Consider the following 25,715-nt stretch of genomic DNA (forward strand, 5'->3'; position numbering starts at 1 on the left):
TGATGACAAACCATAACTATCCACGCGATCTGATCGGTTACGGCAGCCAGCCGCCGCACGCCCACTGGCCGGGCGGCGCCCGCGTGGCGCTGCAGTTCGTGCTCAATTACGAGGAAGGCGGCGAGAACTGCGTGCTGCACGGCGACGCGGCCTCCGAGCAGTTCCTCTCCGAGATCGTCGGCGCGGCGGCCTACCCCGACCGCCACATGAGCATGGAGAGCATCTACGAATACGGCTCGCGCGCCGGCGTCTGGCGCATCCTGCGCGAGTTCGAGCAGCGCGGCCTGCCGCTGACCATCTTCGGCGTGTCGATGGCGCTGCAGCGCCATCCCGAGCTGACCCGCGCCTTCGTCGAGCTGGGCCACGAGATCGCCTGCCACGGCTGGCGCTGGATCCACTACCAGAACATCGACGAGGCCACCGAACGCGAGCACATGCGCATCGCGATGCAGATCATCCGCGAGCTGACCGGCAGCGCGCCGCTGGGCTGGTACACCGGCCGCGACAGCCCCAACACGCGGCGCCTGGTGGTCGAGCACGGCGGCTTCGTCTACGACTCGGACTACTACGGCGACGACCTGCCGTTCTGGACCGAGGTGCGGACCGGCAACGGCGAAACGAAGCCGCATCTGGTGGTGCCGTACACGCTGGACTCGAACGACATGCGCTTTGCCACGCCGCAGGGCTTCAACACCGGCGAGCAGTTCTTCCAGTACCTGAAGGACGCCTTCGACGTGCTGTACGCCGAGGGCGATCCGCAGGGGCTGAACCAGCCCAAGATGCTGTCGATCGGCATGCATTGCCGGCTGCTCGGACGCCCCGGGCGCTTTCGCGCGCTGCAACGTTTTCTGGACTACGTGCAGTCGCACGACAAGGTCTGGATCGCGCGCCGCATCGACATTGCGCGGCACTGGATCGAGACGCATCCGTACACGGCCGGCGCGCCGCGTTAGTTCGCCGCATTAGTTCGCCGCATTAGTTCGCCGCGTTAGTGCGCCGCGTTAGTGCGCCGCGGCAACCTGCAACGGCGACAAGCAACGGGGCAATGTGCCGCGGCAATGCCCCTCTCCTCCGAACCCGAACCCGATAACCGAGTCCCGACGTGACCTACACCCTCTCCCAACTGAACGCGATGCCGTCCGCCGAATTCGTGCAGGCGCTCGGCGGCATCTATGAACACTCGCCCTGGGTCGCGGCCAGCGCCGCCGAGCAGCGCCCCTTCACCGATCGCCAGGCGCTGGCCGCGGCGATGCGCGCGGCCGTCGACCAGGCCGGCGAAGCGGCCCAGCTCAAGCTGGTGCGCGCCCACCCGGAACTGGCCGGCAAGGCCGCGGTGCGCGGCGAGCTGACCGAGGAATCGACGCGCGAACAGAGCGGCGCCGGCCTGAATCAATGCACGCCGCAGGAGTTCGAACGGCTGCAGGCATTGAATGCCCGCTACAACGAGAAATTCGGCTTCCCGTTCATTCTGGCGGTACGCGGCTACGATCGCGCCGGCATCATCGACGAGTTCGCAAGACGCATCGAGAATTCGCCGGCCGATGAGTTGCAAACATGCATCAACCAGATCCATCGGATTGCCCAGTTCCGCCTCGACGACTTAGTATCCGGCTGAGTCGAAATTCCGCTCGCATGGAACATGCGCATGGAGCAAGACCGCGCATCGGGCAAGGCCTCGGCAAGGGTTCGCCGGCGCCCTGTCCGATGACACGATGAACGGCGCCCGAAGCCAGCGCCGTCCGCCGCCGGCACCCCCGCCACCGATGCCGGCGTGCATACCAAAAAGAGAACCCGTCAGGGACCCAGTACACAACGTTCCAACAGGATCAAACCACGGAGGTCTTTCATGCAGAAGCAGTTCAAGTTGGCGGCACTGGCCGCGGCCCTTTTCAGCGGCGCGGCCATGGCGCAATCGAGCGTCACGCTCTACGGCCAGGTCGACATGTTCGTCGGCGCCGTCAAGAACCCGGGCACCGGCGAGCGCGCCTGGGTCGCCAATTCGGGTGGCATGCAAACGTCGTACTGGGGAATCAAGGGTGCCGAGGATCTGGGTGGCGGACTCAAGGCGATCTTCGACCTGAACGGTTTCTATCGCACCGATAACGGCCGCACCGGCCGCTTCGACGGCGATGCGATGTTCAGCCGCAATGCCTATGTCGGGCTGCAGAGCGACCGCGCCGGTACGCTCAAGCTCGGCCGCAACACCACGCCGTATTTCATCTCGACCATCCTGTTCAACCCGCTGGTCGATTCGTACGTGTTCTCGCCGGCGATCTTCCACACCTACTTCACGGCCACCAACGGCACCGTGTTCGATCCGGGCATCATCGGCGATTCGGGCTGGAGCAATTCGCTGGTCTATTCGACGCCGACCTTCGGCGGCCTGACCGCGAACCTGATCTATTCGTTCGGCGAACAGGCGGGTTCCACCGGCCGCAACAAGTGGGGCGGCAACCTGATGTATTTCAACGGCCCGCTGGCCGCGACGGTGGCCTTCCAGCAGGTCAAGTTCAACAACGTGCCGGGCGATGTCACCTCGCCTGCGGCACTGGCCGGATTCGACAAGCAGAACGCGGTGCTGGCCGGCCTGTCGTACGACTTCAAGGTGGTCAAGCTGTTCGCCCAGGGCCAGTACATCAAGAGCGACGTGACCAATGCCACCGGCGACATCAAGCACACCAGCGGCCAGATCGGCGCCTCGGTGCCCATCGGCGCCGGCAGCCTGCTCGCTTCGTATGGCTATGCGAAGGCCGAGAACAATGTCGACGACTTCAAGCGCAACACGTTCGCGATCGCCTACGACTACAACCTGTCGAAGCGCACCGACGTGTATGCCGCCTACTTCTACGACAAGATCACGGGCGCCGAGCACGGCGATTCGTTCGGCGTGGGCATTCGCCACAAGTTCTGATCCGGGGCGGGCCTGAGCGGCCCGCGCTTGCCCCTCTCGCTTGCCCTTTCCCCAGCGGAGAGGGCAACCCCTTCGCTGCGGTGCAATGCCGCAGCACCCCCCTTCCTCGCCCTGTTTGCTGTTTTCCCCGCTGCATCGCAACACCTTTTCCTGCTCGCGCGGCGGGATTGACCGACTTCGCCTCATAGGCTCATTCAATTGGCACGGCTCTGGACGAGTGCCTACATTGAACGTCCAGACCACGATTAGCCAAACGAGAGAGGTGACTCATGCGGCGATACGCGAAGACCCGGTCGGAGTTGATGGCGATCCTCAACCAGTGCCTCGATAACAATCCGGAATGCGGCGAGTGCGAATTGCATGCGGTACGCGTGCACCAGCCCGACCATACGGGATGCAATTGGAGCGCCGAGGTGGACTTTCCCCGTGCGGCCGAAGACAGCGTGTCGATGCAATTGCGCGCGGCGAAGTCGATCATCGTCGACATGCGCCAGCAGTACAACGTCCTGCAGTAGCGCTGCCTTCAGCGCGCCTTCAGCGATTACGCTGCTCCGCAGCAGAGCACCGCGGCACCGAAATATCAGGCGCCAAATCGACGAGCACCAATACAGCAATCACCACAACGACGATCGCAACACGCGACCGAATGTCGCAATGAAAAAGCCGGGCACGCAGCCCGGCTTTTTGTTTGGATCGGCCATCGGCCGACCGTGCGTCGGATCAGCGCAGCGCGCCCGACTCCGCCACCGCCACCGCCGTCATATTGACGATGCGGCGAGTGGTCGCCTGCGGATTCAGGATGTGCACCGGCTTGGCCGCGCCCAGCAGGATCGGGCCCACCGTCACGCCCTGGCCGCCGGTGATCTTCAGCAGATTGAACGCGATATTGGCCGCGTCCAGCGTCGGCATCACCAGCAGGTTGGCCGAGCCGGCCAGCTTGGTGCCCGGCAGGAAATGACGGCGCACGTCCTCGACCAGCGCCGCATCGCCCTGCATCTCGCCCTCGACTTCCAGCTCGGGCGCGATCTGGCTCAGGATCTCCTGCGCCGCGCGCATCTTGCGCGCCGAGGCGCGGTTCGACGAGCCGAACATCGAGTGCGACAGCAGCGCGACCTTCGGCGTCAGGCCGAAGCGGCGGATTTCCTCGGCCGCCAACTGCGTGATCGCGGCCAGTTCGTCCGCGGTCGGGTCCTCGTTGACGAAGGTGTCGGTGATGAACAGCGTGTACTTCTCCAGCATCAGCGCGTTCATCGCCGCCAGCACCTTGGCGCCGGGCTTCAGGCCGATCACGTCGCGCACATGCTCCAGATGCGCCTCGAAGCGGCCCACCGTGCCGCACAGCAGCGCATCGGCGTCGCCCATGTGCATCAGCATCGTGCCGATCAGCGTGTTCGAGCGGCGCAGCGCGACCTTGGCCATGTCCGGGGGTCACGCCATCGCGCCCGCGCAGCGTGTGGTAGGCCTCGTGATAGGCGCGATAGCGCGGATCGTCCTCGGGATTGACCAGCTCGAAATCGACGCCCGGCTTCAGGCGCAGGCCGGCCTTGTCGATGCGCATCTGGATCACGTGCGGACGGCCGATCAGGATCGGACGCGCCAGGCCCTCGTCGACCACGGTCTGCACCGCGCGCAGCACGCGCTCTTCCTCGCCCTCGGCATAGGCGACACGCTTGGGCGCGGCCTTGGCGGCCGAGAACACCGGCTTCATGATCAGGCCGGTGTGGTAGACGTATTGCGTCAGCTGCTGGCGATAGGCCTCGAGGTCCTGGATCGGACGCGTGGCCACACCCGACTCCTGCGCGGCGCGCGCGACGGCCGGCGCGATCTTCTCGATCAGGCGCTGGTCGAACGGCGTCGGGATGATGTAGTCGGGGCCGAACTTCAGTTCCTTGCCCGCGTAGGCGGCGGCCACCGCGTCGTTGGTCTCGGCCTCGGCCAGCTCGGCGATCGCCTTGACGCAGGCCAGCTTCATTTCCTCGGTGATCTTGGTCGCACCGCAATCGAGCGCGCCGCGGAAGATGTACGGGAAGCAGAGGACGTTATTGACCTGGTTCGGATAGTCCGAACGGCCGGTGGCGATGATGCAGTCGGGGCGCGCGGCCTTGGCCACTTCCGGACGGATCTCCGGCTCGGGATTGGCCAGCGCCAGGATGATGGGCTTGTCGGCCATCGTCTTGACCATCTCGGCGGTCAGCACGCCGGCAGTCGAGCAGCCGAGGAACACGTCCGCGCCTTCGACGATGTCGGCCAGCGTGCGGGCCGAGGTGTCCTGCGCGTAGCGGGCCTTGTTGGCCTCCATGTTGGCGTCGCGGCCGGCGAAGATCACGCCCTTCGAATCGACCACGTAGATGTTCTCGCGCTTGACGCCCAGGCTCACCATCGTGTCCAGGCACGCGATCGCCGCGGCGCCGGCGCCCGACACCGCCATCTTGACGCTGGCGATGTCCTTGCCGACCACCTTCAGGCCATTGAGCAGCGCTGCCGCCGAAATGATCGCGGTGCCGTGCTGGTCATCGTGGAAGACGGGGATGTTCATCCGCTCGCGCAGCTTCTTCTCGATGTAGAAGCACTCGGGCGCCTTGATGTCCTCGAGGTTGACACCTCCGAGCGTGGGCTCGAGCGCGGCGACGATCTCGACGATCTGGTCCGGGTCGCGCGCATCGAGTTCGATGTCGAACACGTCGATGCCGGCGAACTTCTTGAACAGGCAGCCCTTGCCTTCCATCACCGGCTTGCCGGCAAGCGGGCCGATATCACCCAGGCCCAGCACCGCGGTGCCATTGGTGACCACCGCCACCAGGTTGCCGCGCGAGGTGTACTCCGCCGCGGTGGCGGGGTCCCTGGCGATTTCCTCGCAGGCATAGGCCACGCCCGGCGAATAGGCCAGCGACAGGTCGCGCTGGTTCGACAGCGCCTTGGTCGCGGTCACCTGGATCTTGCCCTTGGTCGGGCTGCGGTGATATTCCAGCGCGGCGAGGCGCAGTTGCGCTTCAGGACTGTTGGGGGGCGTGTTGCGGTGCGTCACCGCTGGTCTTGCTGCTCATGTCGCTCGTCCGGAAAGAGGCCCAACATGGCGCCGTGCGATGCCGGTCGATGCCGGTCGAACAGCCAGGGCCGAAAAAATCGAGGAGCTATTCTAGCCCAGCCGCAGTGCGCGAGTCGCGCCGATGGCGCCGTGGAGGGCCGCAAATGCGGCGAATTTCCGGTTAAAGAGCTTTTACCGGAATAGCGTCAATGGCGAATGGAGTGGAGGAGGCGGATCGGTGCGACCGGAGGCGAATGCGCTCTGCGCGATCCACCAGTAAAACAAGACGCCGGCATGCCTCCCTTGGCGAAGGCATGCCGGCGTCCATGCCGGTGCACCGGAACCGCGCCGTGTCGCGCTATCTCGCGTTCTTGTCGACCTCCAGCGTCACGCGCCGCGGCCGGCCGCTTTCCATCGGAAATTCCGCGAAGGCGCTGCGCACCAGATACGGCATCAGCCCAGGCATCGTGCTGCCTTCGCTGAGATTCTGCGCGGTGACCTGGTAGACCCGCTTGTTGCCCGCGGCTTCGCGGATGAAGACGCGCAGGCTCGCCAGCGTGGCGGGCACGTCGCGGATCACCGTCTGCGGCGGCCAGTAGCCCGGACCCCAGCCCCAAGGCCCCCCACGGGCGGTAGTAGCCGTACGGACCCCAGTAAGGGCCCCACGGGTACCAGGGATCGGGATAGTAGGTCTCGTGCACGCGCACCAGGCGCGGATCGGCATCGAAATCGAAGCTGACCAGATAGCGCGCCTGCGAGCGGGCCACCTGCGTGAAGCCGTGGCCGGCCAGCGCGTCGGCGATCCAGTTCTGATAGGTGGCGCGGTCCAGCTGTGCCTGCTGCTCCTGCTGGCCCTGGCCCTTCTCGGCCTCGAAGGCGTAGGTCCGCGGCGGATCGTTTTGCCAGCCGGGCTGGCGGAACGCCGTCACGTCGGTGGTCACGGTGCTGGCGCAGCCCGACAGCAGCAAGGCGCCGAGCATCGCGGCACCGGTCCATCGGGACCACCATCGCGCCCACGATCTTCCGGACCAGCCTGCCGACGAGCCGGCGTTGCCGGCCCGGGCCGCTCCCTCACCGCGGCCGCCCACGGTGCCCAGCCATTGGCTCGCCCGTGCACAGGCCTCTCGCCATTGCCACATGATGTTCTTCCTTCTGTTCATGGTCCCGCCGATAGGGCTCCACCGGAACGTTTGCCGGCGGTTTGCGCGGGGGCGGTCGGCGGGCCGCCCTCTCGTTGCTTCAGACCGGCGGCGTGCGCCGGAATTCCCTTGGCGCCATGCGGCCATGCCGTGCTTGGCTACAATGGATTACCCGGCGCCCGGCGCGCCCGATTCACCGCCTTCCAGGACAGGACCATCCATGCTCCGCACCGATACCCCCCGTCACCGTCCACCGCAAGGACTATACCCCGCCCGCCTTCGCGATCGAACACGTCGACCTGGTGTTCGAACTGGATCCGCAGCGCACCGTGGTGACCAGCACGCTCCGCTTTGCCCGCCGCCAGGCCGGCGCGCCGCTGGTGCTGGCGGGCGAGGCGCTCGAACTGCTCAGTGTCAGCGTCGACGGCCAGCCGCTCGCCGACTATCGCCAGGACGACGGCGGCCTGACGCTGAACGGGCTGCCCGAGCAAGGCACGCTGCAGATCGTCAGCGCCTGCCAGCCGGAGGCCAACACCACGCTGTCGGGCCTGTACGTCTCCAATGGCAACTTCTTCACGCAGTGCGAGGCCGAGGGCTTTCGCCGCATCACCTATTTCCTCGACCGTCCCGACGTGATGGCGACCTACCGCGTCACGCTGCGCGCGGACAAGGCCGCCTATCCTGTGCTGCTGTCCAACGGCAATCTGATCGGCGAACAGGATCTGGACGGCGGCCGCCACGAGGCCGTGTGGGAAGACCCCTTCCCCAAGCCGTCCTATCTGTTCGCGATCGTCGCCGGCAAGCTGCAATGCATCGAGCAACGCATCACCACCGGCTCGGGCAAGGAGAAGCTGCTGCAGGTCTGGGTCGAACCGCAAGACCTCGACAAGACGCAGCACGCGATGGATTCGCTGATCCACGCGATCCGCTGGGACGAGCAGCGCTTCGGGCTGGAGCTCGATCTGGACCGCTTCATGATCGTCGCCGTCGGCGACTTCAACATGGGCGCGATGGAGAACAAGGGCCTGAACATCTTCAACACCAAGTACGTGCTGGCCAATGCGGCGACCGCGACCGACACCGACTTCTTCAATATCGAATCGGTGGTCGGCCACGAGTACTTCCACAACTGGACCGGCAACCGCGTGACCTGCCGCGACTGGTTCCAGCTGTCGCTGAAGGAAGGGCTGACGGTGTTCCGCGACCAGGAATTCTCCGCCGACATGATGGCGCAGCAGGGGGCCGACGACGGCTCGGCCCGCGCGGTCAAGCGCATCGAGGACGTGCGCGTGCTGCGGCAGGTGCAGTTCCCCGAGGACGCCGGCCCGATGGCGCATCCGGTGCGGCCCGACAGCTACGAGGAGATCAACAACTTCTACACCGTGACGGTGTACGAGAAAGGCGCCGAGGTCGTGCGCATGTACCAGACCCTGCTGGGCCGCGAGGGCTTCCGCAAGGGCATGGACCTGTATTTCCAGCGGCACGACGGCCAGGCGGTGACCTGCGACGACTTCCTCGCCGCGATGGCCGACGCCAACGGCCGCGATCTGACGCAGTTCGGCCGCTGGTACAGCCAGGCCGGCACGCCCGTGGTCGGCGTGCATACCGACTGGGACGCCGACCAGGGCCGGCTCACGCTGACGCTGACGCAGCAATGCCCGAAGGTCGGCATCGAGACCCAGCCGGGCACGCCGGAGAAGCTGCCGTTCCATATCCCCTTCGCGCTCGGGCTGATCGGCGCCGACGGCAAGGACCTGCCGCTGCAGCTCGACGGCGAGGCCGCCGCGGGCGACACCACGCGCGTGCTGAACTTCACCGAGGCGCGGCAGACCTTCCGCTTCGTCAACCTCCCCAAGGGCCCGCGCGCGCCGCTGCCCTCGCTGCTGCGCAACTTCTCGGCGCCGGTGATCGTCGATGTCGACTACAGCGACGATGAGCTGACCTTCCTGCTGGCGCACGACAGCGATCCGTTCAACCGCTGGGAGGCCGGCCAGCGGCTGGCCACGCGCGCGCTGCTGAAGCTGGTCGCCGACGTGCAGGCCGGCCGCGAACTCGAGCTGGACCACGCGCTGATCGGCGCGTTCCGCTCGGTGCTGACCGACACCTCGCTGAGCCCCGCCTTCCGCGAGCAGGCGCTGATGCTGCCGGCCGAGGCCTATCTGGCCGAGCGCATGGGCGTGGCCGACCCGGCGGCGATCCATCGCGCGCGGCAGTTCATGCGCGCCGGCCTCGCCCGCACGCTGCAGAGCGACTGGCTCGGGGGCCTACGAGACCAGCGCGACCACTGGTCCGTATCGTCCCGACGCGGAGTCGGCCGGCAAGCGCGCGCTGCGCAATCTCGCGCTCGGCTATCTGGTCGAGGTCGGCGACGACGCGATGTATGCGCTGGCCGGCGAGCAGTATCAGCAGGCCGACAACATGACCGACCGCTTCGCCGCGCTGACCGCGCTGGTCAACAGCTTCGCGCCGGGCCGCGAGGCCGCGCTGGCCGACTTCTACCAGCGCTTCGAGCACGATCCGCTGGTGGTCGACAAGTGGTTCTCGCTGCAGGGCATGCAACGCGGCGAAGTCGGCCCGCATGCGGGCAAGCGCACCATCGACACGGTGCGGGCGCTGATGCAGCATCCCGCCTTCACGCTGCGCAACCCCAACCGGGCGCGGGCGCTGATCTTCAGCTTCTGCTCGGGCAACCCGGCGCAGTTCCATGCCGAGGACGGTTCCGGCTACGCGTTCTGGGCCGAACAGGTGCTGGCGCTGGACGCCATCAACCCGCAGGTGGCGGCGCGCCTGGCGCGCGCGCTCGACCGCTGGCAGAAGTACGCGCTGCCGCTGCGCGACAGGATGCGCGCCGCGCTGGAGCGGGTCGCGGCGGCCGACAAGCTGTCGCGCGACGTGCGCGAGATCGTCGGCAAGGCGTTGTCGGCGTGATGCGGGCCGCTGGGGCCGATGGCGGCGCGGTTGCCGGGGCGCGGCTCGCTGCCCGGTTGGGGGGCGCGGTCGGACGACGGGTGTGGGCGTGGTTGGAGGCGTGGTTATGTGCCCGCCAGGGTGCCCAGCCGGATGCCTCGGGCGGGTGCCAGTTGGGTGCGATAGCGAACCGGCGATCGCAAGCGGGTCCGCCGGCAACGGTGGGCCGCCCGCCCCGGCCTGTAGAATGGCGGCCATTCAAGGAGGAAACCCATGACTCGCATCAGCCTGACCCGCTATCTGGTCGAGGAACAACGCAAGCACAACACCATCCAGCCCGAACTGCGGCTGCTGATCGAGGTGGTCGCGCGCGCGTGCAAGGCCATCTCCAATGCCGTCAGCAAGGGCGCGCTCGCCGGCGTGCTCGGCTCGGCCGGCACCGGCAACGTGCAGGGCGAAACCCAGCAGAAGCTGGACGTGATCGCCAACGAAGTGCTGCTCGACGCCAACGAATGGGGCGGCCACCTGGCCGCGATGGCGTCGGAGGAAATGGACTCGTTCTACGAGATCCCGAACCGCTATCCGAAGGGCGAATACCTGCTGCTGTTCGATCCGCTCGACGGTTCGTCGAACATCGACGTCAACGTGTCCATCGGCACCATCTTCTCGGTGCTGCATATGCCCAAGCCGGGCCAGACCGTCACCGAGAGCGACTTCCTGCAGCCGGGCACGCATCAGGTCGCGGCCGGCTACGCGGTGTACGGCCCGCAGACCACGCTGGTGCTGACCGTCGGCAACGGCGTCCATATGTTCACGCTGGACCGCGAGGCGGGCAGCTTCGTGCTGACGCAGTCGGACGTGAAGATCCCCGAGGACACCAAGGAGTTCGCGATCAACATGTCGAACATGCGGCATTGGGCCCCGCCCGTGCGCCGCTACATCGACGAATGTCTGGCCGGCGAGGAAGGCCCGCGCGGCAAGAACTTCAACATGCGCTGGATCGCCTCGATGGTCGCCGACGTGCATCGCATCCTGACGCGCGGCGGCATCTTCATGTACCCGTGGGACAAGCGCGAGCCGGAGAAGCCCGGCAAGCTGCGCCTGATGTACGAGGCCAACCCGATGGCGATGCTGGTCGAACAGGCCGGCGGCGCGGCCACCAACGGCCACCAGCGCATCCTCGAAGTCCAGCCGGAAAAACTGCACCAGCGCGTGTCGGTGATCCTGGGCTCGAAGAACGAGGTCGAGCGCGTGACCGGCTATCACCGGGAAGCGCAGGCAGGCGGCTGATACGCCTTGGCTGCACCGCGGCCGGCCGTTGCGCCCGCCTGGGGACCGGCCTTTGTGCCTGCACGGTGACCGGCCTCCGGGAGAGGCCGGCCTGATCCGGACCGGCTTCGACGTGCCCGTCCTCGCCTTGCCTCGCTGAATGGGAGCCAACCGCAATGCGGTGGCTCCTTTTTCTTTGGGCAGCGCAAATCAGAATCCGCTCATTTCCCCCCGCCTCGCCGAGTCCCTACCCTGCTGTTTTCTGCACCACACTTGTCCCCCAACAAGCAGCAAGGAAACCGCGATGGTCCCCCTCTCGGATGCCGGCGCCCGCTACGCCATCACCCCGCCGATCAACCCGCCCGCCAGTGCCATCGCGCCGGCAAACCCGCCCTGCGGCGAGGCCCCGCTCGAACGCGCAGCCGTGCAGGCCCTGGCCATCCGGCTGCACGAGACGCTGGACGTCGCGCTGCATTACGGCCTGAGCGACGGCATCGATCTGCATGTCTGCGACCTGCGCCAACTGGCGAACTGGGGCGTGCCCATCAGCGCCCAGGAGCGCGAGTTGTACTTCTATCCGTGGACCATCGACGCGTCGGACCCGGTCTTTCCGGTCACGCTGGTCCGCCTGCGCGAATTCGTGGCCGCGACCGACGGCCTGCTCGCCGCCCTGACGCGCCCCGACGAACCGATGCCGGCCAATCCCGCCAATCCGGCATCCTCCCCCGACCGCACCTTCGGCTGACGGGCGCCGGCACGCACCGTGAAAAAAGTGTGCCGGGGCTCCACAGAAAAAGTGCGCTGAGGGGCTTCACAGCCGCCTGATCCGCTGCTATTATTGCGGGCTCTATCCGGTTCCCAACCGGTAGTGTTGCCGAAGTAGCTCAGTCGGTAGAGCAGCTCATTCGTAATGAGAAGGTCGGGGGTTCGATTCCTCTCTTCGGCACCAGGTTTCAAAGAAATGCCCTTGGATATCCAAGGGCATTTTTGTTTTGGCGCGGCCCTCCCCTTGCGCCTGGCCACGCCGGGCATTCGTTCCTCCCCGCCCCTCCCGCCTTTCAGAATCCGCTCAGCGCCAACCGCGCTGGCGCCGGATAAGCTCGAACTTCCTCCATCCGCTCGAGCTCGCCATGAATCCCATCACAATTCACCGACAGCCAGAGGTATCCGGCCTTCCCCTCCTTGCCTGACCCCACGGCCTCGCTGAAGCGCACTGCCATATCCGAACACGGCGCGGACGACAACGGTCCGCCGGACTGCACCGAAGTGCGCGCGATAGCGATGCGATTGGACCAGGCCATTGGCAGCGCCGGCTCGAACGATCCCGATGCCTTCGTCACGCTCCGCGTCGCCGACCTGCGGCAAATGGACAACTGGGGCGTCACGATCCACGGCAACACGCTGCGAAGTTATTTCGACCTCGGCTCGATCGACGACGTGGAGCAGCGCTATCCGGTAACGCTGGACGAAGCGCGATGGTTGCGGCGCGCTCTTGAGGCGTTGGATGATGGTCATTGTGCGTCCATCAATCGGAATCGGCGTTGGCGGCCGATGGCCTAGGAGCCGAAGGACCCATGTACGACTACCCCGTCCACCTTCGACTCGACACCAACGGCACCTACCGGGCGAGTTTTCCGGATGTACCGGAGGCAATGGCGCTGGGAGAAAGCGAAGAGCACGCGCTGGCGCAAGCGCTCGAGGTCTTGCAGGTACGCACGGGAACTGGCTCAGGGCGTCATCCATCCACCACCCCTGCCCCGGATCACCCCTCCGCTCCAACACAATGCATCGAGAAAAAACGGCGCCGTGGCGCCGTTTTTCATTCCCGCACCACCCCGATCCCCTCGCCTATCAGCCGCAGTTCCACCTTCGGCATGTCCTCCATCACGCGCATGGATTTCTGTCCGATGGTGACGCTGACCCCGCCGTGCACCTTCTTGCCGACCACCACGGCGGCGTCCGGGCGCGGGTGCAGCTGCTCGGTCAGCCTGGCCAGATGGGCGTCGGTGTCCAGCATGTCGCGGGTGTACTTGAACAGCGTGGCGCGCGCCTTCTCGCGCAGTTCCGGCGTGGCACGCTCGGGATTCTTGGCGAAGAAGGCCATCAGTTGCTGGATCTTGGCCTGCTCCTGTTCCTGCCGGCGCTTGTCCGCCTCGAGCGCGGCCTTCTCGGCATCGGCATAGGGGTTCAGGCCGACGTGGATGGCGGTGGCGGTGCCGGCCGGCGCGCCGAGCGTGCCGGTGCGCACCGCATGCCAGGCGCGGCAGCGGCCGCCGGTGATATTGCCACTGCCGACGGCGGGGTCGCCCGCGGTGATGGTTTCGCCCGCGGCGACATCGCTCTGGCGAATGCCGCTGTCGACAGTGACCGTGGTACCGGCTTCGACCACGGCGTTTTCGATGAAGCGGGCATGCACCGATCCCTTGCACTGGATCCGCGCGACGGTGCTGGCCGGATCGTGGGGCCCCTCGGACTTGCCGATGATGCCGCCGCTGACGACCACATTGCCGCCTGCCTCGACATGGGCGGCCTCGATGGTGCCGCCGACGATCACGTCGCCGGCCACGCGCACCGACATGCCGGTCTTGATATCGCCGCTGACGCGCAGCGTGCCCTCGAACGCAATGTTGCCGGAGTGCATGTCGACCGCGTCCACGGCGACGACCGGGTTGACGCTGACGCCGCGCGCGCGCACCGACGGCAAGCCCGCCACCGTCGCCACCAGCAGATTGGGGTCGTTTGCGTCCTGGGCCACGCCGTTCAGGCGTTCGGCGAACGGCGTGTCGGCAACCTCGGGAGCCGGCAACACGCGGCCGAACACGTCCTGCCCCGCGGTGCCCGGCACCGCCGGGATACGCCGCATCAGATGCGTGCCGGGCTGCACCAGCAACAGATTGCCGAGGTCGCGCAGATCGATGCGGGCGCGGTCGTCCTCGGCGCCGCCGCGGCGCGGCTCGAGCAGGTTGATGAAGCGCGCCGGCGTGCCGCGCGTGGGCGCCGTGCCGTGCACGATCGGCAGGTCGTCGCAACGCCCCGCGGCGAAGGCCTCGGCCAGCGCCGGCTCGTCAACGGGCAGCTTGATGCCGCGCCCCGCCAGCACGATACGAACGTCGTTGGGCTGCACCGCGCGGCCGCCCTCCGGCGGCCATAGCGTCAGCCGCACCGTCAGCGAATCGGCATCGATATCGATCTCGAAGTAGCCATCGACCAGTTCGCCGATCACCGCGTCGGCCGGCGCGCCGTCGCGATGGCAAGCCAGCAGGAAGGCGGCGATGGCGTGCTCATCGAGCTTCGCGTGCGCCCAGCCCTGGGCCTCGAGAGCTGCCATCAGCGCCGCGCGATCGGGCGGTCCACCGCCCCCCCTCCATCTCCGCCGGCACCTCGTACCGCGCCCGCACGGACTTGTCCGTGTTCTCCACCCACACCCGTACAACCGAAGCTGCTACGTCGCCCATCGCGTCCTCCAGCCGTCTGCCTTTGATTTATCGTTGTTGTCGGGGCGGCACCCGAGTCGGCATGCCGCCTGTCCGTCACCTACGGCGGATTTCGGCAAAACTTTAGGAAAATTTTTTCGGTACGCCTTCCGGTAAACTGTCGCCCTGCCCGCCCGGGCCCCCGCCGTCCCCAGACACGGCGCGTCAGAACCCCGGGCCAACCCCGCCGTATCCCATGTCGAACACCCACGAAATCCGTCCCGGCCAGTCGATCGAGCTGCTCAAGGAACTCCATATCCTGACCCGCGACGGCAAGATGAACCAGGACAGCCGCCGCAAGCTGAAGCAGGTCTACCACCTCTATCAGTTCATCGAGCCGCTGCTGCAGGACCTCAAGCGCGACCATGCCGACCTGACGCTGGTCGACCATGGCGCCGGCAAGTCGTATCTCGGCTTCATCCTCTACGATCTGTTTTTCAAGACGCAGCAGGACCGCTCGCACATCTACGGCATCGAGACGCGCGAGGAACTGGTGCGCTCGTCCACCGCGCTCGCCGAGCGGCTCGGTTTTCCGGGCATGTCGTTCCTGAATCTGTCGGTGGCGGAGTCGATCACCTCGGAGCGGCTGCCCGCCACGGTCGACATGGTGACCGCGCTGCATGCCTGCAATACCGCGACCGACGACGCCATCCGCTTCGCGCTGACCAAGCGCGCCAAGTACATCGTGGTGGTGCCCTGCTGCCAGGCCGAGGTCGCCGCCGTGCTGCGCCGGAACAAGTCGAAGACGCTGGGCAACCCGCTGACGGAGATCTGGCGCCATCCGCTGCATACGCGCGAATTCGGCAGCCAGGTCACCAACGTGCTGCGCTGCCTGCAGCTGGAGGCGCACGGCTATCAGGTCACGGTGACCGAGCTGGTCGGGTGGGAACACTCGATGAAGAACGAGCTGATCGTCGCCCAGTACAAGGACCTGCCGCGCCGGCGGCCGGCCGAGCGCCTGGCTCACGTGCTCGAAACGCTGGGGCTGGAGGAAATGCGCGAGCGGTTCTTCACGCCCGCCTGAGATTCACCGGGGCGCGCTGACCCGCACCTGGTGCATCGCGCCCACTGTGTCGCAGTTGTTGCGTCACACATTGCGTCACACCTGCCGCGCCGCACCTGCCGCGTCGCACCTACTGCGGATCGTCGCCCGCCATCCAGCGCCGCCAGCCTTCATGGCCGAGCCGGCGCATGGTTTCCTCGTTGCGCTCGTAGATGTCCGCCGCGTCGGGAAAGGCCTCGACCGCCCGCTCGATGCTGTCTTCGCGCAGCAGATGCAGGATCGGATACGGCGCGCGATTGGTGTAGTTTTCGATATCGTCGGCGGCGGTGCCGGCGAACTGGTATTGCGGGTGGAAGCTGGCGATCTGCAGCACGCCGGACAGGCCGAGGCTGTCGAGCAGGCGCTCGGCCAGATAGAGGAAATCGTTGTAGTCGGCGAAGTCCGCCAGCATCCAGGGGACGATCAGCAGCGTGGTGTCGATGCGCGCGGGATCGGCCTCCGCCAGCCCCTTCAGCTCGGCCTCCAGCGCGTCGAGCAGCGCCTCGGCATCGGTGGCCTCGCAGACCACGTAGCGGATCTGCTCCCTTGACGTGGACGCTCTTGGCGAACGGGCACAGGTTGAGCCCGATCACCGCGCGCGTCAGCCAGTGGCGCGTGGCGTCGAGAATCGCCTGCTGCTCCGACGGCGACATCGCTCAGGCCGCCTTGCCGACCCGGCCGACGATATCGAGCGCGACCGCCTCGGCGACCTCGATGCCGTCGATCGCCGCGGAATAGATGCCGCCCGCGTAGCCCGCGCCCTCGCCAGCCGGATAGAGGCCCGCGACATTGACGCTCTGGTAGTCGTCCTTGCGGCGGATGCGCAGCGGCGACGAGGTCCGCGTCTCGACGCCGGTCAGCACGGCGTCGTCCATCGCGAAGCCCGGCACCTGGCGCTCGAACGCCGGCAGCGCCTCGCGAATCGCCTCGATCACGTAGTCGGGCAGCGCGGTGCTCAGATCGGTCGGCGTCACGCCCGGCTTGTACGACGGTTCGACGGTGCCCAGCGCGGTCGACGGCCGCCGCGCCAGGAAGTCGCCGACCAGCTGGCCCGGCGCGCAGTAGTTGCGCCCGCCCAGTTCGAAGGCGCGTTCCTCCCAATGGCGCTGGAAGTCGATCCCGGCCAGCGGTCCGCCCGGATAGTCGGCCGGCGTGATGCCGACGACGATGCCGGCATTGGCATTGCGCTCGGCGCGCTTGTACTGGCTCATGCCGTTGGTCACCACACGCCCCGGCTCGGAAGCGGCCGCCACCACGGTGCCGCCTGGGCACATGCAGAAGCTGTAGACCGAACGGCCGTTGCTGCAGTGGTGCACGATCTTGTAGTCGGCCGCGCCCAGCAGCTTGTTGCCGGCGAACTTGCCGAAGCGGCTGCGGTTGATCATGCCCTGCGGATGTTCGATGCGGAAGCCCAGCGAGAACGGCTTGGCCTCCATGAACACGCCGCGGCGGTGCAGCATCTCGAAGGTGTCGCGCGCGCTGTGGCCCACCGCCAGCACGACCTGCTCGCACGGCAGGTAGTCGCCATTGGACAGCTGCAGTCCGCGCACGCGGCCGCCTTCGATGTCGATATCGTCGACGCGCGTGCCGAAGCGGATCTCGCCGCCGAGCGCGAAGATCTCGGCGCGGATGTTCTCCACCATCTTGACCAGGCGGAACGTGCCGATGTGCGGCCGTGCCTTGAACAGGATGTCCTCCGGCGCGCCCGCCTTGACGAACTCGTGCAGCACCTTGCGGCCGTAGTGCTTCGGGTCCTTGATCTGGCTGTAGAGCTTGCCGTCGGAGAAGGTGCCGGCGCCGCCCTCGCCGAACTGCACGTTGGACTCGGGGTTCAGCACGCTCTTGCGCCATAGGCCGAAGGTGTCCCGGGTGCGTTCGCGCACTTCCTTGCCGCGCTCCAGGATGATCGGCCGGAAGCCCATCTGCGCGAGGATCAGCCCGGCCAGCAGGCCGCACGGGCCCATGCCGATCACGACCGGGCGCGGCGTCGCCGCATGCTGCGGTGCCTGCGCGACGAAGCGGTACGTCATGTCGGGCGTCACGCTCCAGTTCGGCTTGCCGGCGATGCGCTTGCGCGCCGCCTGCTCGTCCTTCACCTCGATATCGACGATGTAGGTCAGCTTGATATCGGAACGCTTGCGCGCGTCGTGCGCGCGGCGGAACACGGTGAAGGACACCATGCCGTCGCCCTTGACCCCGATCTCGACCAGCCGCGCACGGACTGCGGCCTCCAGGTCACTTTCCGAATGGTCGAGGGGGGAGCTTGAGTTCACTGAGGCGTAGCATGGGGGCAATGTATTCGGCGGCCGAACGGCGGGTCCGATGGCCGGACCGCAATTCTAAAGCCTTTCGGGCGCGCCGGCCCCTTGCCGAGGCCGTCGCGCCCTGCCCCCCGGTATCGTCAGTCCTGCGCCGGCACCTGCCCCAGCAGCGCGGCGTAGCGCGCCATGTCGACATTGCCGCCGGACAGGATGATGCCGACCCGCTTGCCGGCGATCGGCGCCTTGCCGGCGAAGGCGGCGGCGGCGCCGAGGCAGCCGGTCGGCTCGACCACCAGTTTCATGCGGCCGGCAAAGAAGCGCATCGCCTCGACCAGCTGGGCATCGCTGACCGTGACGACGTCGTCGACCAGCTGCTGCAACACCGGGAAGGTGTAGCGGCCCAGATGCTGGGTCTGCGCGCCGTCCGCGATGGTGTCGGGCGTGCGGATCTCGACGATGCGTCCGGCGCGCAGGCTCTGCTGGCCGTCGTTGCCCGCTTCCGGCTCGACGCCGATGATCTTGCAGCCGGGATGCATCGCCCGCGCGGCCACCGCGCTGCCCGACAGCAGGCCGCCGCCGCCCAGCGGCACCAGCAGCACGTCGAGCGGCCCGGCCTGCTCGAACAATTCCTTGGCCGCGGTGCCCTGCCCGGCCATCACGTGCGGATGGTCGAACGGCGGAATCAGCGTCAGGCCCTGCTCGCGGGCCAGCCGCTGGCTGATCTCCTGGCGGTCTTCGGTATAGCGGTCGTACAGCACGACTTCGCCGCCATAGCCGCGCGTCGCGGCGATCTTGGCCGCCGGCGCGTCCTTGGGCATCACGATCACCGCGCGGGTGCCGAACAGCCGCGCCGACAGCGCGATCGCCTGCGCGTGGTTGCCCGACGAAAACGCCGCGACACCGGCGGCGCGCTGCTCGGGGGACAGCTGCGCGATCGCGTTGTAGCCGCCGCGAAACTTGAAGGCGCCCATGCGCTGCAGGTTCTCGCACTTGAAGAACAGCCGCGCGCCGGTCTGCGCGTCGGCGGTGGCCGAAGTCAGCACCGGCGTATGGTGCGCGACGCCGCTGATGCGGCGATGCGCCTCCACGACATCGGTGAACGAGATGGCCAATTGCGTCATGGGACAGCACTCCTTGCAGGGAAAGTCGTACGGGCTTCGAAGGAAAAGGGGGTCGGCTCGGCTTCAATGCGCGAGGCGCCGGCGGCGCCAGCCGGAAAGTATGCGCGCGATACGGGACCGCGAGAATACCCGGGCACGCTGGCGCAGCCGCACGGTGGTATCGCGCTGGGCGCGCAGCGCGAACCAGCCCGAGCGGGGCAGCGCGGTCACGCTGCCCGCCGGCAGGTGCCGTCGCGGCCAGTGCAGCGTCTCGGCCAGCAGCAGCGGCGGTTCGATCAGCTCCACGTCGCCAGCGGCGACATGCAGTTCGGCACCGGCTTTCGCATGGAAGCCGACCGATTGGCCGGCCCGCAGCGCCAGCGCGCGGTGCAGGTAGATGGGGTGTGGCAGAAGGGGAGAGGATGGACATGATGGCCTCGGCGGGTTCGGCTGCGTCTGCGTGCCACTGACACAGCGGGGAAAGACCGGCCGGTTTCGTCAGTGCCGCGATTCAGTGCCGCGGATCAGTGCCGCGGACCAGTGCCGCGGATCGATTCCGCGATTCCGTGCCGCGAATCGGTGCAGCAATCGATTGAACGCAGCGTACCGGCCGCCGTCGCGGCGCGGCAGGCACACCGCACCGGAACGGACAGCAGAACAGAGCCCCATCCTTCGCTCTGTTACGATACGGCCGAAACTTTTCTGTATCTGTTGCGCATCGGCCGGATGCGCCACCATGCCGCATGGACTCCGCCCCGCTGTACCGCCAACTCGCCGGCCACTATCGGCAGGCCATCGCCGCGGGCACGCTGCTGCCGGGCGAGCGGATGCCCTCGATACGGGCCCTGATGGAGCGCCACGGCGTCAGCCTGTCGACCGCGCTGCAGGCGTGCCGCGAGATGGAGGCGCAAGGGCTGCTCGAAGCGCGCCCGCGCTCCGGCTACTTCGTGCGGCCCCCGGCGCCGCAGGGCACGCCGATCGCCGAGCCATCGGCATCCCTGCCCGATCCCGCCCAATACGTCGGCATCCACGCCCGCATCTCGGCCATCATCGCGCGCGGCCGCCGGTATCCCGACGCGGTCAATCTGGCCGGCGCCTGCGCGCCGCCCGAGCTCTATCCGGTCGAAGCGCTGCGCCAGGCCACCGGCCGCGCGCTGCGCCGCCATCCCAGCCTGCTGGGCAGCGCGGTCGAGCCCGACGGGCATCCGGCACTGCGCGCCGCGCTGGCGCGCCAGGCGCTGCAGGCGCGCATGACGCTGGCCCCCGAGCAGATCGCCATCACGCACGGCTGCACCGAGGCGCTGAACCTGGCCTTGCGCGCGGTCGCCGGCCCGGGCGATGTCATCGCGGTCGAGTCGCCGACCTATTACGGGCTGCTGCAGATCCTCGAAAGCCTCGGCATGCGCGCGCTCGAGGTCCCGTGCAGTCCGCAGACCGGCCTGTCGCTGGAAGCGCTGGAACTGGCGGCGCAGACCTACGACAACATTCGGGCGGTCGTAGTGGTGCCGAACCTGCAGAATCCGCAGGGCAGCATCATGCCGGACGCGAACAAGGCCCGGCTGGTGCAATGGTGCGAGGCGCGCGGCATCGCGCTGATCGAGGACGACTGCTTCTCGACGCTGGCCGACGACGATGCGCCGCTGGCCGCCGCCAAGGCGTGGGACCGCAGCGGCAACGTGATCTACTGCGCGTCGCTGCACAAGAACCTGGCGCCCGGCATGCGGCTGGGCTGGATTTCCGCCGGCAAATGGCAGGCCCGCGTCGAGATGCTGAAGTTCAGCCAGTCGCGGCCGAACGAACTGCTGTCGCAGATCGCCGTGGCCGAGCTGATGGCATCCGGCGATGTCGACCGGCACCTGCGGCGGCTGCGCGCGCGGCTGCGCCACCAGCGGCATTGGGCGGCCGAGACGATCGCGGCCCTGTTTCCGACTGGCACGCGGCTGTCGGCGCCGCAGGGCGGCATGCATCTATGGGTGGAATTGCCGGACCGGCTGTCGTCGGAGGCGGTATTCGAGCAGGCGCTCGAGGCCGGCGTGCGGGTGATGCCGGGCGTGGTCTTTTCGAACTCCAGCCGCTTCGACCATTGCCTGCGGATCAATATCGGCGCGCCGCGTTCGACCGCGCTGGAACAGGCGTATCGGAAACTGGCTGGCGTGGTGGCGCGGGTGGTGGCGCGCGGGGTGGCGCGACCAGAGCCGCGCTAGCGGGAGGGGCGGAACGCGGTGCCGGGGCACCGCGTCCGTGCAGTCCATGCAGTCCTGCAGTCCGTGCTGCGATGGCTCGCAGGCTTCTGGCAGGCTTCCCGCAGGCTGCTTCTTGCGAGCTTTCCTGCGGCCTTTCTTGCAGGATTGTGCAGGCTTGAGACCTGCAACCCCGCCGGCTTACAGGAACACGATCAGCGCAACACCGGCGGCGATCAGGCCGAACTTGACCACGTAGTAGACCTGGCGGTTCCACGCCTTCAGGCGGCGGCGATACTGCCCGCCCAGCCAGACGATGCGGAACAGCTTGTTGATCATGCCGGTCTGGTCGTTCTCGTCGTTCGGCGAACTGGCCGCGCTCATCACCTTGCGGCCCAGCCAGCGGTTGACCTTGCCGGCCCAGCCATAGCGCATCGGCCGCTCGATGTCGCAGAACAGGATCAGCCGGTTCTGGTCGCTGCGGTTTTCGGCCCAGTGCAGATAGGTCTCGTCGAACACCACGCCCTGCCCGTCGCGCCAGCTGTGCCGCTCGCCGTCGACCTCGATGAAGCAGCGATCGTCGTTCGGCGTCGCCAGGCCGAGGTGGTAGCGCAGCGAACCGGCAAAGGGATCGCGGTGCGGATTGAGCTTGCCGCCCGGCGGCAGCTCGGCGAACATCGCGGCCTTGACGAACGGCAGCTCGCGCAGCAGCGCGACCGTGCGCGGGCACAGTTGCTCGGCCGACGGGTGATGCGCCTCGTACCACTTCAGGTAGAAGCGCTTCCAGCCGTATTTGAAGAAGGAATTGAAGCCGGCGTCGTCGTTCTTCTCGGCGGCCTTGATCTTGCGCATCGCCGCCAGCGCCAGCCCCTCGTCACGGATCTCGGGCCAGGCGGCGCGCAGCTTCTCCAGTTCCGGAAAGCGCTCCACCGGGATGTACGGCGTGCGCGGGACGCCCGAGAAGGCGTACATGAAGCAATTGACCGGCGCGACCAGCGCCGAATGATCCAGCAGTTGCCGCCAGATGCGCAGGCGCACCTTGCCGCGAAAATGCACATACAGAATCGCGCCGAGATAGGCCGCGACAATGATCCACTTGACCACCTCGAACTCTCCCTGAACTGCCTCGTGCCTGCCTGCCGCCGTGCGGGCGAAGGCACACGACGAGGAATGAAGGACCGTAGTTTTACCCAAACGGCAGGCCCGGCGCAGGAGAGGCGAAATCAGCGGTTGCCGCGGGACTGCCGGGCGATGCGCTCAATCAGCGCGCGGGCATCGTCGGGCGCGCCCTGCAGGGTCAGCAGGCGCGCGTTCAGCACCATGTTCTCGAGGACCAGCTTGGCGGTCGACGCCCACATCGTGGCCAGCACCGCGTCGACCGGCATGCCGGCCGCTTCCATCGCCTGCGATCGCTCGGCGACCAGGCGGCAGACCAGGGAGCGCAGCGCGCCGTCGTCGAACGGCAGATTGGCATAGTCGATCGGATCTTCCTTCTCGACCTCCACCATCAGTTGCATCAGCATGTCCTCGGTCATCGGCAGCTCCTTGCGGGGATGATGACGATCGCCCCCCTTCGGGGACCCGGCGGCGACGGCCGTGGGCGCGCCGCCCATGCGACCGAAGCTACGGCAAACGGCGCCGGGCTGTCAATTCCGGGGCGGGCGGACGGCGACGACAAAGCCGTTCGCATCGGGTCTCGCCCAGCGCGATGAATCGATCCCGGCCGGCGATAGAAAACGGCCCGACATTCGGCCTGAACGAAGCGCGGGCGGCACAGTCAGACACGTGGTTCTCATTCTCATTTCCAACGGAGACGCACAGACAATGACAAAGCGTTTGTTGTCCGCCATGCGGCAGTACGCATGGTTCCAGGGAGTCAAGCACCACGTCGTCCAGGGCGTCGAGGCGCTGGCCGAACTGCTGAAGTCCCCTTCCGTCGCCGCGCGCGCGGTGGCCGCGATCATCGCCGAGACCGAACATGGCGTGCAGGTGTGGGTGTCGTACTTCGGCAAGCCGCTCGACCCGCATACCAACTACGTGCTGTGGCCCACCCGCGCGCTGAAGGCCGCGCGCCGGCGCGTCGCGCTGCCGGGCTTTCCGGCCCGCGACCGACCCGAGGGCTGACGACGCTCAAGGACCTTCGGACTGGCCTTCGGACAGGCGCGCTGTAGGCCACGTCCCGACAGCAGCCTGCCGGGGGGCGCCACTAGAATGGACATCACACCGCCAACCCACAGCACGGAGGCCGAGATGGACATGCCCGAACCGGTACACGACGAAGCGCTGGTCAACCTTTACCTCGAGCGCATCTCGGCGCTGTCGGTCAGCGCGTTCGACGGCGCCGATGTCGGTGAGGAACTGCAGCAACTGATGACCGAGGCGGTCAGCGAATGCGACGCCAGCAAGACGGCGCCGGTCGGCAACAACCTGCAGGTGCTGGTCGCCCGGCTGCGCGAACGCGCCGAAGCCGCGGAGCGCGAAGATCAGCCGGCGATACGCGAAACCTTCGAACAGGCGCTGGCGCTGGCGGGCGGTTCCGCGGGGTAGGCACGGAGCACAGGCACCGTAAAACGCGAGCGGATCGAAAGCGGGGACAACCGGGATAACGGAAGACGGTACTGCGGAGAGAGGTACTGCCGGAGAGGATGCTGCGTGCCGCTGAGATGTCCGCACGGTACCTGGCTCAACGGCCAGGCATCGTGCGTTTTACCGTGGGTCACGGCGACATCTAGGGAATTTGGTTGCGGGGGCAGGATTTGAACCTGCGACCTTCGGGTTATGAGCCCGACGAGCTGCCAGACTGCTCCACCCCGCGTCTGGAAGAACAACATTATGCAGCAATCGCGTCGCCATTGCAAGCATTATTGGTGACGTCAATCCCGGGCGCCAGGCGTCAATCCATCACAACGTGACAGGATTAGCCGCCGCGCCCGCGCTACGGCCACGAGGCTCAGGACTCCGGCCCGAGGATACGATCCACGCGCGCATAGCCCGCGCTGAATGCCGCGACCTCCGCGGCATGGCGGGTCGCAAAGACCTGCTCGCCGCTGGAGATCATTTCGACATCGCCGGCATCGCTCGGGTCGCCGCCCTCCTGGCCGATGCGGACCTCATAGGCCCAGCCTGGGGGCCCGCCGCCCTCGCGCTCGGACACCAGCACATAGACGTCCATGCCGCGATAGTCCTCGACTCGCCAGTCGTCGTCATGCATCGCGCCTCCTGCATTGCTCGTGTACACACGATCAGGCTAGGTCCGCCCTGGCCGGCGCGCAATGCGAGGGAGACTGACGTGGCTGTCGGAGAATGGCCGAGCCGAAGCATCAACCCGGGCACCAGAGCGCCAGGACACCGAGACGAAGCGCCAACGCCGAGACGAAGCGCCAACGCCGAGACGAAGCGCCAACGCCGAGACGAAGCGCCAACGCCGAGACGAAGCGCCAACGCCGAGACGAAGCGCCAACGCCGAGACGAAGAACCAACGCCGAGACGAAGAACCAACGCCGAGACGAGGACGAACGCCGAGACGAAGAACCAACGCCGAAGCGAAGCGCCAAAACAGAAGCGCCAAAACAAAAACGGCTTGGAGAGAGAACTCTCCAAGCCGTTCGTACTGCATGTAGGTGGCGCGGCTGGCAGGATTCGAACCCACGACCCCTTGGTTCGTAGCCAAGTACTCTATCCAACTGAGCTACAGCCGCACGCGAGAAAGAGATTATATCGCGTTTTTTGTTTTTGGGAAGCCCCCTGCACCATCTTTTTCCGCGTCACCCTCGCCGGCCGCTGTTCCTATAATGTCTGCCCACCTGGAAGTGATCCGTACCATGAGCAAGGCTTTTGTCAAAGAACCGTCGGACGACGAGGACGACGACCTCCCGGAAGGCGCGACCCCGCTGCCGGCCGGCACCAAGAACTACATCACCGCGCAGGGCTACCAGCGGCTGCGCGACGAGCTGATGCACCTGATCGATGTCGAGCGCCCCGAGATCGTGCAGATCGTCTCGTGGGCCGCGTCGAACGGCGATCGTTCCGAGAACGGCGACTACCTCTACGGCAAGAAGCGCCTGCGCGAGATCGATCGCCGCATCCGCTTCCTGACGCGCCGGCTCGACAAGGCCGAGGTGGTCGACCCCTCGCTGCAGGGCGACAACGACCAGATCTTCTTCGGCGCGACGGTGACCTACGCCAACCAGTCCGGCGAGGAAAACACCATCACCATCGTCGGCATGGACGAGGTCGATCTGGACGCGCACCGGGTCAGCTGGATCTCGCCGATCGCCAAGGCGCTGATCAAGGCCCGCGAAGGCGATACCGTGCCGCTGCGCACGCCCAACGGTATCGAACAGATCGATATTCTGGAAGTCCGCTATCCGAAGCGCGGCGAGGCCTGAGGCCTGCCGCCTGGCGCCTC

Annotated in this window: 19 protein-coding genes, 3 tRNA genes and 5 pseudogenes; 15 read left to right on the forward strand and 12 right to left on the reverse strand. The window is 67.1% G+C overall.

All coding sequences use genetic code 11. From position 1 onward, the window contains the following. The first annotated feature begins 2 nt into the window (after nucleotides 1-2). The 4 genes from puuE (at nucleotide 3) to OJJOAM_RS04025 (ending at nucleotide 3,426) form a co-directional block, all read left to right on the forward strand. Nucleotides 3-953 (forward strand): allantoinase PuuE, encoded by a 951-nt coding sequence (gene puuE, locus OJJOAM_RS04010; RefSeq protein ID WP_422648938.1) that lies wholly within the window; start codon nucleotides 3-5, stop codon nucleotides 951-953. A 179-nt stretch (nucleotides 954-1,132) separates the two neighbouring features. After that, nucleotides 1,133-1,615 carry a 2-oxo-4-hydroxy-4-carboxy-5-ureidoimidazoline decarboxylase gene (gene uraD / locus OJJOAM_RS04015; RefSeq protein ID WP_422649488.1) on the forward strand — a complete coding sequence of 161 codons (483 nt, stop codon included), beginning with the start codon at nucleotides 1,133-1,135 and terminating at the stop codon, nucleotides 1,613-1,615. Between the two features lie 231 nt (nucleotides 1,616-1,846). After that, the gene (locus OJJOAM_RS04020; RefSeq protein WP_422648939.1) at nucleotides 1,847-2,911 is read left to right on the forward strand and encodes a porin; all 1,065 of its coding nucleotides are present in this window, start codon (nucleotides 1,847-1,849) and stop codon (nucleotides 2,909-2,911) included. 269 nt (nucleotides 2,912-3,180) lie between these two features. After that, entirely contained in the window at nucleotides 3,181-3,426 is a 246-nt protein-coding gene (locus tag OJJOAM_RS04025; protein WP_006576013.1) for a hypothetical protein, read from the forward strand. 205 nt (nucleotides 3,427-3,631) lie between these two features. Here OJJOAM_RS04025 and OJJOAM_RS04030 read toward each other — a convergent pair. Continuing rightward, a pseudogene (locus tag OJJOAM_RS04030) lies at nucleotides 3,632-5,955 on the reverse strand (NADP-dependent malic enzyme). Nucleotides 5,956-6,294: 339 nt separating this feature from the next. Continuing rightward, nucleotides 6,295-6,916: pseudogene (locus OJJOAM_RS04035) on the reverse strand (DUF4136 domain-containing protein). 296 nt (nucleotides 6,917-7,212) lie between these two features. Between OJJOAM_RS04035 and pepN the strand changes: the two are divergent. The 6 genes and pseudogenes from pepN to OJJOAM_RS04065 form a co-directional block, all read left to right on the forward strand. Continuing rightward, a pseudogene (gene pepN / locus OJJOAM_RS04040) lies at nucleotides 7,213-9,336 on the forward strand (aminopeptidase N); the annotation flags it as partial. Further along, complete coding sequence (locus tag OJJOAM_RS04045; protein ID WP_422649489.1) at nucleotides 9,275-10,003, forward strand: aminopeptidase N C-terminal domain-containing protein; 729 nt, start codon at nucleotides 9,275-9,277, stop codon at nucleotides 10,001-10,003. The pseudogene pepN and the gene OJJOAM_RS04045, both read left to right, overlap by 62 nt. Before the next feature lie 252 nt (nucleotides 10,004-10,255). Next, nucleotides 10,256-11,272: a class 1 fructose-bisphosphatase gene (locus OJJOAM_RS04050; protein ID WP_149317977.1), complete on the forward strand. Its 1,017-nt coding sequence runs from the start codon at nucleotides 10,256-10,258 to the stop codon at nucleotides 11,270-11,272. Between the two features lie 283 nt (nucleotides 11,273-11,555). Further along, nucleotides 11,556-11,996, forward strand: a complete 441-nt coding sequence (locus OJJOAM_RS04055) for a hypothetical protein (protein ID WP_422648940.1) — start codon at nucleotides 11,556-11,558, stop codon at nucleotides 11,994-11,996. A gap of 128 nt (nucleotides 11,997-12,124) precedes the next feature. Continuing rightward, nucleotides 12,125-12,200: transfer RNA gene (locus OJJOAM_RS04060), tRNA-Thr, on the forward strand. A gap of 233 nt (nucleotides 12,201-12,433) precedes the next feature. Then, nucleotides 12,434-12,811: a hypothetical protein gene (locus OJJOAM_RS04065; protein WP_422648941.1), complete on the forward strand. Its 378-nt coding sequence runs from the start codon at nucleotides 12,434-12,436 to the stop codon at nucleotides 12,809-12,811. A 259-nt stretch (nucleotides 12,812-13,070) separates the two neighbouring features. Here OJJOAM_RS04065 and OJJOAM_RS04070 read toward each other — a convergent pair whose 3' ends face one another. Beyond that, nucleotides 13,071-14,579 carry a DUF342 domain-containing protein gene (locus OJJOAM_RS04070; RefSeq protein WP_422648942.1) on the reverse strand — a complete coding sequence of 503 codons (1,509 nt, stop codon included), beginning with the start codon at nucleotides 14,577-14,579 and terminating at the stop codon, nucleotides 13,071-13,073. 341 nt (nucleotides 14,580-14,920) lie between these two features. Here OJJOAM_RS04070 and OJJOAM_RS04075 point away from each other — a divergent pair, with 341 nt between their 5' ends. Next, nucleotides 14,921-15,748, forward strand: a complete 828-nt coding sequence (locus OJJOAM_RS04075; RefSeq protein WP_149317971.1) for a class I SAM-dependent methyltransferase — start codon at nucleotides 14,921-14,923, stop codon at nucleotides 15,746-15,748. Between the two features lie 109 nt (nucleotides 15,749-15,857). Here the strand turns inward: OJJOAM_RS04075 and OJJOAM_RS04080 are convergent. The 4 genes and pseudogenes from OJJOAM_RS04080 to OJJOAM_RS04095 form a co-directional block, all read right to left on the reverse strand. Further along, nucleotides 15,858-16,419, reverse strand: a pseudogene (locus OJJOAM_RS04080) (DUF1415 domain-containing protein). A 3-nt stretch (nucleotides 16,420-16,422) separates the two neighbouring features. Next, a pseudogene (locus tag OJJOAM_RS04085) lies at nucleotides 16,423-18,052 on the reverse strand (NAD(P)/FAD-dependent oxidoreductase). A 115-nt stretch (nucleotides 18,053-18,167) separates the two neighbouring features. Further along, nucleotides 18,168-19,148, reverse strand: coding sequence for a threo-3-hydroxy-L-aspartate ammonia-lyase (locus tag OJJOAM_RS04090; protein ID WP_422648943.1), 981 nt, complete (start codon nucleotides 19,146-19,148; stop codon nucleotides 18,168-18,170). A gap of 63 nt (nucleotides 19,149-19,211) precedes the next feature. Then, nucleotides 19,212-19,433, reverse strand: coding sequence for a hypothetical protein (locus tag OJJOAM_RS04095; protein WP_422648944.1), 222 nt, complete (start codon nucleotides 19,431-19,433; stop codon nucleotides 19,212-19,214). A 437-nt stretch (nucleotides 19,434-19,870) separates the two neighbouring features. Between OJJOAM_RS04095 and OJJOAM_RS04100 the strand changes: the two genes are divergently transcribed. Beyond that, a complete protein-coding gene (locus tag OJJOAM_RS04100; RefSeq protein ID WP_422648945.1) occupies nucleotides 19,871-21,331 on the forward strand; it encodes a PLP-dependent aminotransferase family protein in 1,461 nt (486 codons plus the stop codon). A 177-nt stretch (nucleotides 21,332-21,508) separates the two neighbouring features. On the opposite strand, the gene lpxO is transcribed toward OJJOAM_RS04100, so the two are convergent. Together lpxO and OJJOAM_RS04110 are read right to left on the reverse strand one after the other, a co-directional pair. Further along, the gene (lpxO, locus tag OJJOAM_RS04105; RefSeq protein ID WP_149317965.1) at nucleotides 21,509-22,411 is read right to left on the reverse strand and encodes a lipid A hydroxylase LpxO; all 903 of its coding nucleotides are present in this window, start codon (nucleotides 22,409-22,411) and stop codon (nucleotides 21,509-21,511) included. Nucleotides 22,412-22,530: 119 nt separating this feature from the next. Then, nucleotides 22,531-22,842, reverse strand: coding sequence for a hypothetical protein (locus OJJOAM_RS04110; RefSeq protein WP_149317964.1), 312 nt, complete (start codon nucleotides 22,840-22,842; stop codon nucleotides 22,531-22,533). 289 nt (nucleotides 22,843-23,131) lie between these two features. Here OJJOAM_RS04110 and OJJOAM_RS04115 point away from each other — a divergent pair, with 289 nt between their 5' ends. Together OJJOAM_RS04115 and OJJOAM_RS04120 are read left to right on the forward strand one after the other, a co-directional pair. Beyond that, complete coding sequence (locus OJJOAM_RS04115; protein ID WP_422648946.1) at nucleotides 23,132-23,431, forward strand: hypothetical protein; 300 nt, start codon at nucleotides 23,132-23,134, stop codon at nucleotides 23,429-23,431. 132 nt (nucleotides 23,432-23,563) lie between these two features. Continuing rightward, nucleotides 23,564-23,854, forward strand: coding sequence for a hypothetical protein (locus OJJOAM_RS04120; protein WP_149317962.1), 291 nt, complete (start codon nucleotides 23,564-23,566; stop codon nucleotides 23,852-23,854). 191 nt (nucleotides 23,855-24,045) lie between these two features. Here the strand turns inward: OJJOAM_RS04120 and OJJOAM_RS04125 are convergent. The 3 genes from OJJOAM_RS04125 to OJJOAM_RS04135 all read right to left on the reverse strand — a co-directional run bounded on the left by OJJOAM_RS04125 (nucleotide 24,046) and on the right by OJJOAM_RS04135 (nucleotide 25,005). Further along, nucleotides 24,046-24,122 (reverse strand) — tRNA-Met (locus OJJOAM_RS04125). A gap of 135 nt (nucleotides 24,123-24,257) precedes the next feature. Next, nucleotides 24,258-24,518: a hypothetical protein gene (locus tag OJJOAM_RS04130; RefSeq protein ID WP_422648947.1), complete on the reverse strand. Its 261-nt coding sequence runs from the start codon at nucleotides 24,516-24,518 to the stop codon at nucleotides 24,258-24,260. A gap of 410 nt (nucleotides 24,519-24,928) precedes the next feature. After that, nucleotides 24,929-25,005 (reverse strand) — tRNA-Arg (locus tag OJJOAM_RS04135). Between the two features lie 123 nt (nucleotides 25,006-25,128). Here OJJOAM_RS04135 and greB point away from each other — a divergent pair. Beyond that, nucleotides 25,129-25,695: a transcription elongation factor GreB gene (gene greB, locus OJJOAM_RS04140; RefSeq protein ID WP_187829164.1), complete on the forward strand. Its 567-nt coding sequence runs from the start codon at nucleotides 25,129-25,131 to the stop codon at nucleotides 25,693-25,695. Nucleotides 25,696-25,715: the final 20 nt, after the last annotated feature.

It is taken from the genome of Cupriavidus sp. H18C1, from assembly GCF_049311595.1.
Lineage (GTDB): Bacteria > Pseudomonadota > Gammaproteobacteria > Burkholderiales > Burkholderiaceae > Cupriavidus > Cupriavidus cauae.